At 46.1% G+C, this 15,155-nt stretch carries 11 protein-coding genes, 2 pseudogenes and 1 other annotated feature; of the genes and pseudogenes, 1 reads left to right on the top strand and 12 read right to left on the bottom strand.

The annotated features are described in order from the left end of the window. Window positions 1-28: 28 nt before the first annotated feature. From AM231_RS07605 to AM231_RS07570, 8 genes are all read right to left on the bottom strand, one after another. On the bottom strand, window positions 29-1,633 hold the full coding sequence (locus tag AM231_RS07605; RefSeq protein WP_054402092.1) for an alkaline phosphatase family protein: 1,605 nt from the start codon (window positions 1,631-1,633) through the stop codon (window positions 29-31). Window positions 1,634-1,747: 114 nt separating this feature from the next. Beyond that, complete coding sequence (locus AM231_RS07600; RefSeq protein ID WP_054402090.1) at window positions 1,748-2,968, bottom strand: MFS transporter; 1,221 nt, start codon at window positions 2,966-2,968, stop codon at window positions 1,748-1,750. Window positions 2,969-3,107: 139 nt separating this feature from the next. Then, entirely contained in the window at window positions 3,108-5,621 is a 2,514-nt protein-coding gene (locus tag AM231_RS07595) for a WG repeat-containing protein (protein ID WP_054402086.1), read from the bottom strand. Window positions 5,622-5,804: 183 nt separating this feature from the next. Beyond that, a complete protein-coding gene (locus AM231_RS07590) occupies window positions 5,805-7,049 on the bottom strand; it encodes an MDR family MFS transporter (protein WP_054402085.1) in 1,245 nt (414 codons plus the stop codon). Between the two features lie 340 nt (window positions 7,050-7,389). Next, window positions 7,390-7,794 carry an NUDIX hydrolase gene (locus AM231_RS07585; protein ID WP_054402083.1) on the bottom strand — a complete coding sequence of 135 codons (405 nt, stop codon included), beginning with the start codon at window positions 7,792-7,794 and terminating at the stop codon, window positions 7,390-7,392. 27 nt (window positions 7,795-7,821) lie between these two features. Further along, the gene (locus AM231_RS07580; RefSeq protein ID WP_054402081.1) at window positions 7,822-8,286 is read right to left on the bottom strand and encodes a DMT family transporter; all 465 of its coding nucleotides are present in this window, start codon (window positions 8,284-8,286) and stop codon (window positions 7,822-7,824) included. A gap of 40 nt (window positions 8,287-8,326) precedes the next feature. Then, window positions 8,327-9,028: a Crp/Fnr family transcriptional regulator gene (locus tag AM231_RS07575; protein WP_054402079.1), complete on the bottom strand. Its 702-nt coding sequence runs from the start codon at window positions 9,026-9,028 to the stop codon at window positions 8,327-8,329. 52 nt (window positions 9,029-9,080) lie between these two features. After that, window positions 9,081-9,506, bottom strand: a complete 426-nt coding sequence (locus AM231_RS07570; RefSeq protein WP_054402077.1) for a DMT family transporter — start codon at window positions 9,504-9,506, stop codon at window positions 9,081-9,083. A gap of 379 nt (window positions 9,507-9,885) precedes the next feature. Between AM231_RS07570 and AM231_RS07565 the strand changes: the two are divergent. Next, window positions 9,886-10,748 (top strand): annotated as a pseudogene (locus AM231_RS07565) (pentapeptide repeat-containing protein). Between the two features lie 150 nt (window positions 10,749-10,898). Here the strand turns inward: AM231_RS07565 and AM231_RS07560 are convergent. The 4 genes and pseudogenes from AM231_RS07560 to AM231_RS07545 all read right to left on the bottom strand — a co-directional run bounded on the left by AM231_RS07560 (window position 10,899) and on the right by AM231_RS07545 (window position 14,926). Continuing rightward, window positions 10,899-12,586 (bottom strand): annotated as a pseudogene (locus tag AM231_RS07560) (glutamine--tRNA ligase/YqeY domain fusion protein). Window positions 12,587-12,666: 80 nt separating this feature from the next. Continuing rightward, window positions 12,667-12,924: a binding site (T-box leader), on the bottom strand. Window positions 12,925-13,009: 85 nt separating this feature from the next. Further along, a complete protein-coding gene (gene infC, locus AM231_RS07555) occupies window positions 13,010-13,498 on the bottom strand; it encodes a translation initiation factor IF-3 (protein ID WP_054402074.1) in 489 nt (162 codons plus the stop codon). A gap of 37 nt (window positions 13,499-13,535) precedes the next feature. Then, complete coding sequence (locus AM231_RS07550) at window positions 13,536-14,255, bottom strand: metallophosphoesterase family protein (RefSeq protein ID WP_341271616.1); 720 nt, start codon at window positions 14,253-14,255, stop codon at window positions 13,536-13,538. Window positions 14,256-14,482: 227 nt separating this feature from the next. Continuing rightward, complete coding sequence (locus tag AM231_RS07545) at window positions 14,483-14,926, bottom strand: GNAT family N-acetyltransferase (protein ID WP_054402071.1); 444 nt, start codon at window positions 14,924-14,926, stop codon at window positions 14,483-14,485. Window positions 14,927-15,155: the final 229 nt, after the last annotated feature.

Here is a 15,155-nt window from a genome sequence, read left to right as displayed (position 1 = left end):
ATGGATCTGTCTGACTCAACCTTTTTGTTTATTCCGTCCTCTGCTTGTGACCCGATAACAGACCAAGCAAATAGGCTTTAAGATCAACCATTCTTAAATGTGCCGGCTTCTCATCAGTCCCAGCTATGATAAGTGGAACAAGCGACTCGGCTTGTCGGATCGACCCATGTCCCCCGCCCCCCTCATGCGTCGGTGAGCTGCGGTCCTTCAATTCATATCCCGGTTTAGCCGTGACAACCAAGAAATCACCTGGATGAGAATTCAGCGCACCTGATAATCTCTCCAACACATCGGGATACTGTCCGTAATTGAGCGTCCGACCATCGGCATTCACTGTGAGGTCCAACACCTCGGCATTCTGTTTCACGGTCCACGTTTGTTTATAGCGATCGATCAATTTCCCCTTTGCCTGATATAAGAGTTCTTTTGAAGTGGCTCCTTGAAGGGCATGAATCCATCCGTTTTCTTTCCAAGCGACAAAATCGATGCGGTTATCCTTGCTTAGGATATCCGCCAAGCTACGCATGGAACGACTAGGCTTGAAATTATATACATAAGCCATCGTTTCATTGACCGCGAGGGCAACCTCGGTCTCATCCTTTACTTCTTCACCGGGCTTTAGAACGGAGATGCCCTTCAGCATAGCTGGCATATCAATTTCCGAATGCTGCTCGGCCGGAAGAAGCTGTGTCATTCCGCTGTCACCAGCGATAATGATAATTACTTCGTTTAGCGCTTTTTCCGGGGATCCAAAAGCATTTAATAAAGATTGGAGCTGCTGATCCACCTTTATGACGCCTTTGAGCTCGGATGGTCCATGCTTATGAAGTTTTTGGTCCAGGTCAGGTAAATAGACATACAGAAAATCCGGGAGCTTGTCCGCTTGTATCAGATAGTTAACGGCATTAATTGCATACTTATTATTTAAGCCCAGACGGTCAGTAAGATCATCAGGTAATTTTTTCGTACCTTCCAAAGGATTGGACAAGGCTCCCAACGTTAGAAAATCAGGTCCTTTCACTTTAATTTCTTTAGGCAGGGAAGTTGGAACCTTCACCCAGTTCGGGATCGTCAGGGTGTGTTCGGTATTACCACGATACACCAAGCCGTTAATCGATCCTGATTTCAAGTCAAGTTGAGCTAGATCTTCATAAATCGTACGGGAGTTCGGATTTAAATGTTTGCCGTTCAAATGGATTAAGGCATCAGTCAGGACAGGATTGATTCCTTGTCTGAGAATTTCCATCGGTCCCGTTCCATAGTTGATCATCTTCTTTTCTTCGGATGAATACCATAGGAGACCCGGTAAGCCATGGCCATTCGGATATTGTCCCGTCAACACCGTGCTGTCGATCGCAACGGACATCGTAGGAAAAGAACTAACCAGATCCTTATAGTATTGTCCATGTTCAGTCAAATACTGAAAGGTGGGCAGTTGTTTTTGAGAAATGCCCTTATCAATCGCCTGCGCCATTAATGAGTCGACCATCAAAAATATGACTTTCTTATGTGCTCCTCCTTGTTCGGATTTAACCCGCAGCAAATCCTGCTCGGCAGGTTTTCGATGCTGGCAACCCATCACCGAGATTAATGCAAGAGACAGCATCACGATGAACACTTTGTTTATTCGCATTTCACATTCACCACCTTAGTACATGTTGTCACTAAAATGGAAATGTCATTCAAGGGATATTTTGCATATTTCGATAAGCCATTCATGTTTAAATATGTTATATGAGGAGTGTAATCAGACCTCTCTCTTCCCGCTTTGGTATAAAATCCGGTTCACCTTCTCGGAACTCAGCATCATGATTAGGGCAAACATCAAAATGACGATGGGAAACAGCCCTATCGATATTTGAGCTGCAACGATACCAAACAACGGGGGCAGGATCGTAGTGCCAGTATAAGCAACAGCCATCTGATAGCCCATGATTCTGGACGAATGGTCTTTGCCAAAGCGAGCCGGCGTTTCATGCAGCAAACAAGGAAATATGGGAGCAAGCCCGAGCCCGATCACAATGAACCCGACGAGAGAAAGATAAGGATTCAGCGGCAGCATTAACAGGACAACGCCAGAAATGGCAGTGATTTGCCCTGCACGGATGAGCGTCCGATTGTTAAACTTCAGCGTCACGAACCCTGTAAAGAAACGGCCAAGCGTGATGCCTCCATAATACATGGACACCCACACTGCCGCTGTTTCCGGAGGTAAATGACGAGTTCCTACGAGAAAGCTCGCTCCCCATAAACCGACGGTCGCTTCCACACCACAGTAGAACATAAACGTCAACAGGGTCACCTTTACTCCTCGGATTTGAAGTGGTTTATCATTTTTTGGAACTAAGGCTTCACCGCTGTTCGTTAATTGATTTCCCGTTTGTGCTTCTAGCGTCGTTTGGGGCTCATGCTGGCTTGCCACGATCCTCCAGAGTGGAAGTGTAATCAGGAGAATGAAGACCAAAGCAAACTGCAGTATTGAAACGGTATAGTATCCGTCTCTCCATGCATGGTTAGTACCCATGGAAGTGGACATGATAATCGGCCCTAACGTTGCGCCTACTCCCCAGAAGCAGTGCAGCCAGCTCATATGGTGAGCTTTGTAATGGCTTGCTACATAATGGTTGAGTCCCGTATCGACTGCCCCCGCCCCTAAACCAAGCGGAATCGCCAGCAGAATGAGCCAGAACAGCGATGGGGCGAACGAAAATCCGAGCAGTGCACTCGCCGTTAATACACAGCTGGCAAGCGTTACAATACCCGTGCCGAATCGTTCGATTACCCTCCCGCTAACCAAGCTGGACACGATTGTTCCTCCGGTTACGACCATGGATAACAACCCTGCGGATTCGAAAGCGGCGCCGATTTCCGGCTGCATGGCTGGCCAGGCAACCCCGAGCAATGAATCTGGAAGTCCTAAACTAATAAAAGCCAAATAAATAATAATAAGAAAAAATGTTGCCACAATTAAGGTCCTCTCTATGCTGTGATCATTTAAACAATAGGATTCTACCGACTACGTGTGTAATTGAAACTGCTACTTATTCTAATACTAGTTCGAATAAATGGAAAGATTCGGCCCCACATAAATTGCCCATAATGAGTAGCTAAGTATGAAACGCCTTCCAGAATTCACCCTCCGTATTGATCATGTCCTTGATTTGTACAAATGGAATGGTGAATGTCGGAAAACCCGCCGCATAAGGGGCTATCTCGTAGGGTGCGAATACCAAATGAAGCGCATTCTCAGTCACATAGAAGGGCTGGTCAGCAGCGATACCAGTATAACTGTCCGGAAATACGTACGAATACTGGGGATCGTCTTGAATCTGCTTGCCAACGATCCGGCTGAGCTCTTTCACATAATCGCTGCCCGGCTTAAACAAGTCCTTCAATTCATACATCCTGCCGTTCTCCAGATTAATAATTACATAAACTTTGGTTGGCATGCCGTGCGCCGCACCAAATGGATAGTTATAACCGTTTAACTCCATCTCGAGCAGCTTCTGCTTGTAGAAAATAACGTCAAAATCGCCTGTATACGTATAATCAAGCTGTTCATGCTCAGGAATGAATTTGACCTGTGACATTTCTTTAAGCTTCGTATTCAGCGTTTGCTGAGCAGCTTGATCCCTCATTCCGTCAATCTGTGGATAATAGACCAAGTAATCCGCATTAGGTTTATACTTCTCCTCGATTACTTTATAAGGTGCCAGCAGTGGAATTACTGTGTTCTGCTTCCATATAACATTGCCCGACCGGTCCAGGTAAGACAGACGCTGATCGACCAAGGCTTTTATCAGCCCGCCTGGCTCCAACGTTAGCGAACCGCTGCCGTTAACGCGAGGATAGCTAGGCGCCGGTTTACCTGTTCGATCAATAAAATACGTCTGCTTCGCATCATAAACCGAGGCCAGCCCCTGCTTGTAATCCGATACGTCCCGATATACAAAATCAGACAACCTGTTACCATTCCAATCTGCAATGGCATAGATCGAGCCAATATATGGCCGTTCAGGATCTATCGCACGTCCAAGTGCAAACCGGTCTTCCATCAGATCCCGGATATCGTTATATTCCGGCTGGATTACCCACTCTCCCTGCTTATTAATGACGCCATACTCCGATTTATAATCTTCAGCCGTGTTGACGATGGCTCTACCATGATGAAAAGGAAATGCCGAAGTATATGTCGGCGGGATGATGATGCTCCCCTGCTCGTCGATATAGCCGTATTTGCCGGTGCTATCCTTCTGAAAGGCAAGCAAGCCATCACCAGGTGGCCCCACGTAGGCGTACAGATAGTTGGCCAATCGGCGGCCATGCAGATCAATGAGCGCGTAATGTTTGTCTTTTATTTTTACAACTGCCTTGCCATTGATAAAATCATTCGCTTCCTCATATTGTGCTGGAATGACCTCTTGGCCCGCAGAATCGAGATAGCCATATCGGCTATTCGCTCCATCTCCACTGCCATTATCGGTTACATAGTAAACCGCTCTTCCTTCTTGGAGTCCTGCTATATACGAATATCCTCGCTTTGTCAGCACTTCCCCTTGCTCGTTAATCATCTTGAAACCTTGTTCATCAATCACGGTCGCTCGATGTTCCGAGAACGGACTAATAGACTGATGTATAGGCTTCACAACGAAACGGTCAGACCTGTCGATAACACCATACTTGCCGTTCACGCCTACAATAGCGAGACCATTGTCCTGAAAATCTTGTGCGTCATCATATTGGGGTTGAATGACCATTTCTCCGCTACGATTAATATATCCCCATTTCGTTCCGCCCGTTGTCTCTTGAGATGCCGGAAATAACCCAACATGCTGCTGCAGCTGTCCTCTGCTTGCCAGCATTTCCTTGATCCGCCTCTCAAGTTCAAGCAGCGTATCACGTCCTGGATAGGGTTCTTCGAAGGTGAGTGCTTTGCGAACCGATACAATGGCTGCCTCCGGCATCCCGGCCCGATATTGTGCGTCAGCCAGGTAAAACCAATAATATGAGTAATCCGGATGTTCTTGCGTCAGTTTCTCGTAATACCTGACAACAACAGGATAATAATACGAATATACATCTGGGGCAGTCACTAAGCTCCCCTGAGTCCACCTGATGACCTCAACTCGATAAGCTTCGCCTGTATCGTGAATCCAAAGTGCGATTTCAGCCTGACCATCCGGGCCTGAAGCACCTGGCATATCCATAATATCGATGTAACTGTAATTTATATCAGCAGGTGCGATATCTTGAAGACCCTCAGGTGTCCAATCATATATAGACAATTTGGACCAGATGGAACCGAGCTGCCACCCCACAATTAATTGATTCATGCGAGGATTCAACACCGGAGCAGCGGTCAATAAATTAACTGCATATCCCTGTCCCAAGACATTGGCTACCATCTCATATCCACCGTTTCGGTATTGCAGCGCGAACAAATATAATGAGTCATTTAATCGATATACACCAGCAATCTCTGGGGTATGATCCCCCGTGATGTCGGCTGCGATCACTGCAGGATGTTCATGTTCTGTAGACTGATAGATTCGTGCAAGTTCAGCCCCTTGGGGCAGATAAGCCATCGCTATTTGCGCCAGCTGCTGATCATTAACGGACATATTAGCGTCCTCCCTTATTCAGAGCTTTCTCGCCTAATCGTATGCAGACGATAATCATTTATGAACCTGCCAAACTAATCCTTTATATGCGACGTTGCGTTCGATCACATAAACAAAAAGGCAAGCCTGCGGCTGCATTCAGCCGGGGCTTGCCCTCACTCTGCTCTCCATATCATGGGCTCTTTATGCTGTGTCTTCTTCCACATACATTCGAAATAACAGAATATACAGCACTATACTGACGAATGCCGATAGCAAGATTATGCTGAATATCCCCATAGGCGGCAGCCAAGTGGACAGAAATACCGTCACCGGAGCCAGAAATCTGCCGATCGTAAACTGCAGGCTATCAGCTCCCATATACTGTCCTCTTGCATGCTCTGGGGCATAACGGCTAATAAAGCTTTGCGTTACTGGCGAACGAACCATTTCACCGAAAGTAAAAATAATGGTTACGAAGAATAGGAACCAGATGTTCGTATTCAGTCCGAGTGCAAAAGTACCTACTCCGGATAACAAGGAAGATAGTACGAATACATCACGCTCCTTCCAATTCCGAAGCCACTTGGTGACCGGAAGAATAAAGAGAACGAACAAGAGACCGTTGAGCCCCAGCACCCAGCCTAATATCTCCGTACTCGAAAGCATAAGTGAATGTCCGTTCCAGGAGAACAGCGCTTGGGATGGTACATAATCGATTACATATACCGCCAAATACAGATCCAGCTGCATGATGGCCACAAGGGCAAAAATCCCCGCCAGTATGTATACCAGGAACACTTTATCTCGAAAAATGATGCCATATCCCTTCCACTGCTCCTTGAATACCTGAAGAATTGAGCTCGTTGCCTTTAAGCTATTTGCACCCGCTGGTAGGGTTTCATGAACAATGAAGTAAATCGCGATAAAATAGATCAGCAGCACAAATGAACAAGACCACAGAAGCTCTTGCCGATACTGAAAGAAGAAAATGGCTCCAAGTGCCGGACCAAGTACGGCACCGAGGTTGTTCGCTGTTGTAAATGTTGCAAATACCTGCCGCCTTTCTTGAACCGGAACCAGATCGGCTACCATAGCAGAGCTAGCGGGTCTATAGATCGATCCTCCGAATCCAATACCGATAAATGCGGCATAATCGATCCAGTGCGAAGGCGATAGCGCGAACAATGCGAACATGATCGTCTGCAGTGACGCGCCGAGCAGCATGATAGGGCGACGCCCTAGCCGATCGGCCAATGCACCGCCGAGCAAGCTGCCGATTATGCTGAATATCGGGGGAACTGTCATGAGTATTCCTGCAATATGGTTGCCTAAAGCCACTCCGAAATAAACCGTTATAAAGGGAAAGTACATCCAAAACAGCATATTGAACAGTGCTTCACCCAATAATCGAACCTTCAAATTGTTATCCCATAATCGTATTTGCACAAGTTTCCCTCTCTACAGTCGCAACTGCACAAAATTTAAAAACTTACGATAAATCAAGCTCCCCGGCCGGGTATTACAAACTATAAAACAATTCCCTGGCAAAATATAGACTTATAATAATCGCTGAGCTATACTAATAATATGAAAGCTGAATATCGTCCGATTTAATTTAGATGACCCACAAAACGAACATTTGTTCCTTATATATGTAAAAAAGACGCTTCCACGGGAGCGTCTTTTTTACAGCGCATGTTCGTATTCAATTTATTCTTTGGCCAGCATGTATAGAGTATATACTGATCACGTTGGAACCTGGACGCAGATTGTTATCCCAACATGCTTAATCAGCCAACTTCTTCAATTCATGCAAATGATCGAATATCATCTGACAAACCTCAGAGACTCGCTCCCGATCCTTATACGTTAACCAAGCCATTTCTTCGATCTCCGAAGCTGGGTTTATCTCTCCTTCATACTCTGCCGTGTAACAGGACATCGTTACTCGAACACCCTCCGATTTGCCATGAGCACCAGCACGGAAGCTGCCTGCACTTGCCGCGGTTTCCGGTTTGATCCGAACGGACAGCTCCTCCTTGATTTCCCGCACCAGCGTATCGATATCAGCCTCTCCCGATTCCCGTTTTCCTCCCGGCAAATAGTACGTATCCTTGCCTTTGGAACGAGCGCATAAGATACGACCCTCAACGATCTGAATCCAGGCAACTTTGTCAATTTCCTTTATCATAATGGATTCCTCCCTTGTCATGTGAACTCAATGCGAAGCTGTTTCCTGTTGTTCCTGCTTCCCGCCTAATTTGAAAACTAATATCCCCCCGACAATCACAAAAACGCCAATCAGCTGATTCAGGGTAAATGGGACCTTTTCGAGCCCTATCCATCCCATGGAATCAAACAGCAGTGCGAATCCGAGCTGCGAGGTCATGACAATGGATATAGCGAATGTGGCGCCCAGCAGCTTCGTTGCCTGTACCAGGCATATCACCACACCAACCCCGATCAACCCGCTTATCCAATACCAGGGCTGCATATTGTGAAAAGCAAAAGTCCCCTTACCCTCTACAGCAAGACTCATGCCAAACGAAGCGATGAAACCCATCCCGAGCACCAACGTCGTTGTAGACCAGGAGCCAGTCCGTTCATTAACCCGATTATTGAAAATGTTCTGCAAACTAACCAAAGAACCTGCGAATAGCGCCAATATCAGTCCTGCTAACATGTTCTATCTCCTCACTTCATGTCTTCATCATCATTCTGGTTTATTCCTCGTAAATATTGCCTCCTGCTACATGTGTTAACGCATTCCGATCTTTAATTAGAATGTACCCTTTATGACGCTCGATCAGTCCCTCTTGACTGAATTTCTGGATCACCCGGTTCAAATGCCGATAGCTGGTCCCTAACAAATTCGCAATATCAGTCAAGTTGAACGCTGCCGAGTTATCGGTAGCAAGTGTATCCGACTCTCCAACCGAAACGGACAATAAATAGCTGGCCAGCCGTACCTCCACCGGATGGAGCAAATTGAAACTTAAGAAATTGGATTTAATATAGAATTTCCGCGTTATAATCCGAAGCAAGAATTGAAGCAATGGCGCATGGTCGTGTCCGTATTTACGAAGCCAGCGGTTAGGGACACCGATCATATAAACAGAGGATACGGCCTGTACCGTATTGATCAACGGATTGCCTTGAATATACTCAATATCTCCGATCACCTCAAGCGGTGTTTTGAAAGATAGAACAAGCGCTTTGCCTTCCACAGAGGTTGTGAAGATTTTTATCTTCCCTTGAACCAGAATATACAGCATCTCGGCCGGCTCGCCTTGCGTACAGACGAGTTCTCCTTGTTCGAAGTGATGTAGCACTACATACGGCAATACGTCATCATTGAAAATGGACTGGAGCTGGTTGCTCAGCAGAAAATGCTGCATAAGCTCCGCATTATGAACTTCCTTCACGCCCTCTCTCCTTTCCGATAAACTCTATACTCCTGAACCGCGTGTTTTGCTATCATAGTTTCATAATCACAACACCGGCAATCATCATGCCGATCCCAATGAATTGAGGCAAGCTCATTCTCTTTTTCAATACGCCGAACCAGCCGTTGCTGTCAATCAGAAACGTCAAGAATAACTGGGCAATTAATAAAGCAGATATCGTGAGTGTAACACCAATATTCTGAATCGCTGTTACCTCACTGAAAATAATGGGAGCTCCCAAAGCTCCTCCAATTAAATAGAGCGGATTCACTTTTCTAAAACCTTGTCTGCTTCCATCCCGGACGAAAAGAAGAATAATTAAGGCTATTATAAATCCAGTCAACTGTGTAACCGCAGCCGCTTGCCAGGTGCCCATATCCTGACTTATCCGGGCATTAGCCACTCCTTGCAGCGTTATGCAGGCACCGGCAACGAATGCAAATAAAATTCCTTTCATATTATACGTACTCCTTCATCTAATAGGTCTGTATACTATTAAAAGTGAATTTCCTCCATACAGGAAAGGACATATGTCCTGAATAGATACGAATTTCATTATATACTATCGGTCCGCTTCGCATGCAACATACTAATAAGCCGCCGAAACTTCCTGGTGACTTAAAGGAATCAGCAATATGCGATGATATTTTCGGATTATTAGAACCATGTATTTAGCTCTCTTAGCAGAATCTATGTTTTTTATGTGATAATCTTCACAAGGTAAAGAACACTTTAAATCAATATTGTATCTATGCCTCTATGTTCATTTTGTTTTAAAATAATGACTAGATGTCACTTATGGACGTAACGCTGACTGGAAGGAGCACTTATAACTTATGCTGAACAAACAACAACAAATTCCAGATGCACAAGGCGGTAATCCATTACAAGCCGATTGCGCACGCTGCTTTGGACTATGCTGCGTAGCTTTACCTTTCGCCGCTTCAACAGATTTCGCCATGGACAAAGATGGCGGAAGTCCTTGCCACAATTTGCAATCCGACTTTCGCTGCGGTGTGCACAACAGCTTGAGGCAGCGAGGTATGAGAGGCTGCACCGTATACGACTGCTTTGGAGCAGGTCAAAAGGTATCGCAGATTACTTATAACAGACGAGACTGGCGGCAGGCCCCTGAGACAGCAAAAGAAATGTTCGAGGTCTTCCCGATCATGCGGCAGCTTCATGAGCTGTTATGGTATCTGAACGAAGCCCTTACTTTACAACCTGCTCAAGACATTCATACCGATCTAAGATTATCGCTGGACGAGACGAAACGGTTGACCCAGCTTTCTCCTGAATCTCTGTTACAGTTGGATGTGGCAGCACACCGAGCAGAAGTGAATCAACTGCTGCTTCGAACCAGCGAACTTGTGTGGGATGATGCACGCAAGAAGCACAAGGGGCCGCCAGTACGTAAGAAGATCGGAGGGCACGGTGCAGACCTGATAGGAGCAAAGCTTAAAGGAGCAGACCTGAGATACTCAAGCCTAAGAGGAGCTTATCTAATTGCCGCCGATCTCAGAGGAGCAGATCTCCGGGCTGCCGATCTGATTGGTGCCGATTTCAGGGATGCGGACCTCCGCGCGCCAATCTAACGGGCAGCCTCTTCCTTACTCAATTCCAGGTTAACGCAGCGAAGGGAGACGCGAGCACCAAACTGCCTCCAACCTTAAATCGCCCCGAACATTGGATGAGTTAGCTCATCCATATATCAGCACGTAACAAAACATAGTTTACTAAATAACAGCAAACAGCCAGCTGCACAAACTTGCAGCCAGTTGTTTGCTGTTTTGCTGTTGAAGATCGCATACTCAACGGCTTGAAAAGTTGTGGTTATGCGAATCGTATTTTAACTTCCCATCGGCTTCTTCCATGAATCCTTCAATGAAACAATACGGTTAAATACTAGCCTGCTGTCGGTACTATATTTAGAATCCAAGCAGAAATAGCCATGTCTGATGAACTGGTATGTTCGATTCAAGGTGGCTTCCAGCATGTAAGGCTCCAAAATGGCATTCTCAACTCGAATCAACGATGCAGGATTCAGCAGCTCCCCCCAGATGTTATCCGACTCTGACAACTCGGTCGATTCCTTCAGCAGCTGATCATACAAGTGAAGTTCAGCCGGAATCCCGTACTTCGCTGACACCCAATGCAGTGTTGCTTTCACCTTCCGCTCATTAAATCCGCTGCCGCTCTTCGTAGCCGGATCATACGTACAATGAATTTCTGAGATCTCCCCTGTCGAGCTGTCCTTCACGACATGTTCGCACTTGATAAAATATGCCCCTTTCAAACGCACTTCCTTGCCAGGAGATAACCGATGAAATCCGGGAGCGGGCACTTCCATAAAATCTTCTTGCTCGATGTACAGTTCTCTTGAAAAAGGAACCTCCCGTTGACCCATGGATATATCACGCTCATGATTCGGTATAACAAGCTGCTCGCTCCAATCCTCAGGCATATTGGTCAAGACCACCTTAAGCGGCTTCATCACAGCCATTGCATTATAACAGCACTCCTTCAAGTCTTGGCGGATGTAATGATCCAGCATCGCTGGGTCCACCATGCTGTTGCTGCGAAGCACGCCGAGGTCGGCCAGAAAACGTCGGATACCCTCGGGTTTTACGCCTCGTCGCCTCAGGCCTCTTAAGGTAGGCAGTCTGGGATCATCCCATCCATCCACGAAACCTCCCTCCACCAATTCCCTCACGTATCGTTTACTCGTTACCGATCCCGAAATATTCAATCTCCCGAATTCCCGCTGTTTCGGAGGCTCCGTCACTTCCAGCTCCGTAAGCACCCACTCGTATAACGGCCGGTGATCTTTGAATTCTGAAGAGCATAACGAATGGGTGATGCCCTCAATCCAGTCCTGGATGGGATGAGCGAAATCATACATTGGATAAACGCACCATGTTGTTCCCGTACGATAATGCTCTGCGTGAATGATACGATACAGGACGGGATCTCTCAGGTTTATGTTGGGGGATGCCATATCGATTTTGGCTCGGAGTACTTTTTCCGACGTTTGGAATGCACCCGCGATCATTTGCTCGAACAACGACATATTATCCTCGATGCTGCGCTCTCTATAAGGGCTGTTCTTACCTGCTTCAGTCAGCGTCCCCCGATATTCTGTCATTTGTTCAGGTGTAAGATCGCACACATAAGCTTTCCCTTTAGCAATTAGCTTCTTCGCCGCTTGTATAATTTGATGCGCATAGTCCGAGCCGAAATAAACGTCCGGCTTCAGTCCGAGCCATTCGATGTCCTCTTGAATAGCTTGCACGTATTTCATATCTTCCTTCAGTGGATTTGTATCGTCGAATCGAAGATTGAAAGACCCATTAAATCGGCTGGCAATCGAATGATTGACGTAAATGGCATAGGCGCTGCCGATATGCAAATAGCCGTTCGGTTCCGGCGGGAATCGCGTAGCTACAGGTCTGTGGCACACGCCTTCTCTACATCCTCCTTGATGATCCTGGTCAAAAAACCCACCGTTTCTTCTCCTCTGATTTTTTCTTCGCTCATGGAAAGCCCTCCTGTTCGGCTGTTGTAAATCTTCCTAACTTTATCGAATAACAAAAAAATCCCGTCTCCAAGACATTAGTCTTGGGGACGAGATTGGTTTCGCGGTGCCACCCCTATTCGCCGATATCTCACAATATCAGCCTTATCAGGTACGGCCATCACGCGATCGCTTATACCCTAGCTCTATAACAGGAGCTCCTGTCGCACCATCCCTGATCATAAGTTCCGATGCACCGCTCAGAGGCTTGGTTCAATGAGTGGCTTCCCACTCCTTTTCAGCTTACCGGAGCTCTCTGTGGGGATTCCTGTTCATCTACTCTTCTCTTCATGGCGTTTATAATTTGATCCATAGTATCATCTGAAATTCCAAATGTAAACCCTAATTTTCGCTTGGAAGACCGGAGTGAAATCCGGCACCACAGATCAGATCGGCAACAGTTTCACGGTCGCCTGCTTACCGCTAATCTGAAGGCCTGTCTCCTTCTTGCCTATCTCAGCCAAATCTTGAACGAGTCGTTCTAGCAGCTTGCGGGCAGTCTCGCCTTCCTTGCCTTGTATGCGAATAACGGGCTGAACAGCTTTACCCGCAGCCAGCAGCTTATGCATTTGCGACAGCTTGGTATCGTAATCATGTTCCTCAATATGTGCGGTCAAGCGAAATTCCTTCACTTTAATTAGTGCCGATGAACCTTGTTGGCCCTTCTTCTCTTTCGTAGCCTCCTGCTTCGCCTGACCCCGTCTTACGAGCTTGCATGGTGGGGGGCTGCTGAATAGCGAGGTGCACACCAAATCGGCTTTGTGTTTCTTCGCCAGCGCAAGCGCCTCATCCCTCGAAATGACGCCCAGATCTTCGCCGTTTAGGCCAGTCAGCTCAACTTCGCGCGCTTTAATCTTTTCATTCATAATCAGCATGGTCAAATCCTCCTGATGAAAATAGTATGATCGTATATCATTTGTGCATGATCGGAACGAAATGCGTTCTGTATTCCTGCTCATCCGTGATTTCCAGACAGTTCAATTGCTTACCATACACGCATGCGCCATCTATGCCGATTTTGTCTCCTTCGTCACAGAACCAAATCTGCTCCGAATCATGCAGGTTCATGGTCGGCGTATGTCCAAACACCACTGTTTTGTTAAGACCTGTTGGAAAATTATAAAATGGATCGCGAATCCAGATGAAATCGTGAAGAGACTGCTGTTTCCAGTTCTCAATCCCCGGATTGATTCCTGCATGCACGAATATATGATGGTCTGTTTCATAATAGAGAGCCAGCGTATCCAGAAAGGAAATATGATGCTCAAAGTTTTGTTTAATATAGCCTTTACCTTCGTTATATCTGTCATGGTCCATTTCACCATTAAAAAAATCGGCGCCGCAGTAGCTTTCAATCGTAGACCCGGCTCCATTGCGAATCCAGCGTGAATTCACCTCATCTGTATCTAATAAAATGGCATCCAGCATCATCTGATCATGATTTCCCCGCAGAGTGATGGCACCTTTATCCCGCAATTCCATCACTTGCTCCAAGACTTCCCTGCTCCTTGGCCCGCGATCTACATAATCCCCTAGCAAGATCAGTTTGTCATGAGTGGGGTTATACTCTACATCAGACAATAACTGATTGAACTCATCGTAGCAGCCATGAATGTCACTAATCGCTAATATTCGAATCGTTAACCCTCCCCGTCACTTCTTACGAACCCGAACAATTCAAAGACATCGAATCCGAACCACTTTACTATTTAGGTATATTAGCACATTCTCATCCATAATCGTATATCTATAAAACGAGTAATGAAATGATTAGAGGATACTCGGAGCTACAGAGATTTGCGCTAAAAACCGTGCATTCTGCCACTAATAATGGTTAAACGCACGGTCTTCATTTTTGACTATATAAAACGATATCTAGCCATAATGTCCCCCCAAGGGGCGATCCCGGCTTCTTTAAACCCTATCTCGGAATATAGTCTTTCCGCACGCTCATTCTCGGGTTTATAACATAACATAATCTCATGTGTTGAATCGGGTGATGAATTCCGAATCTCTTCGAGAACCAATCGAATCGCCGGTTTGGCATAATGCAATCCCTGGTACTTACCGTCGATCATAAAACGGTAGATCCAGTAGTTATCATCGTGAGGATGTAGGCCATACATCACAAATCCAATCATCTCTTCATCATGGTAAATTGCCCGCGTCTTAAAGCCCTCCATAAACTGAGCTTCCGCTATCGAGTATAGATTGGGAGCAATCCACTTCTCCTGTCCCGCTGTGGGTTTAAGGCGTATGCAATCCTCCCAATTGTCCTTATCTATCGGATGAAGTGTTATCAAATACAGGACTCCTTCATATATGGTATATTCCCTAATCCTAATCCAATTGAGACCCGTTTTCACGGTATTAAATATGTATACTCAAAAAAACCAGCTAATGTTTGTCAAGTATTGCGACTTGAAGTCATCTCATAAATCTTGATATACTTTTATAGCAACACAAATAACCTTCATTGGCGTGAAGGTTATGGATAAATATGGGATTATGCTTTGTAGGGCTCGTTTTTAC

The organism is Paenibacillus solani, assembly GCF_001277345.1.
Classification (GTDB): Bacteria; Bacillota; Bacilli; order Paenibacillales; family Paenibacillaceae; genus Paenibacillus_AQ; species Paenibacillus_AQ solani.
The sequence above is the reverse complement of the archived record's forward strand: the minus strand, read 5'-3'. Positions and strand labels throughout refer to the sequence as shown.

Excerpts from the sequence above, each read along its gene's own strand:
- AM231_RS07570 (WP_054402077.1), bottom strand. The coding sequence starts at position 9,506 with ATGAAAGGAATTTTATTTGCATTCGTTGCCGGTGCCTGCATAACGCTG.
- infC (WP_054402074.1), bottom strand. The coding sequence starts at position 13,498 with ATGCTGATTATGAATGAAAAGATTAAAGCGCGCGAAGTTGAGCTGACT.
- AM231_RS07580 (WP_054402081.1), bottom strand. The coding sequence starts at position 8,286 with ATGTTAGCAGGACTGATATTGGCGCTATTCGCAGGTTCTTTGGTTAGT.
- AM231_RS07605 (WP_054402092.1), bottom strand. The coding sequence starts at position 1,633 with ATGCGAATAAACAAAGTGTTCATCGTGATGCTGTCTCTTGCATTAATC.
- AM231_RS07595 (WP_054402086.1), bottom strand. The coding sequence starts at position 5,621 with ATGTCCGTTAATGATCAGCAGCTGGCGCAAATAGCGATGGCTTATCTG.
- AM231_RS07585 (WP_054402083.1), bottom strand. The coding sequence starts at position 7,794 with ATGATAAAGGAAATTGACAAAGTTGCCTGGATTCAGATCGTTGAGGGT.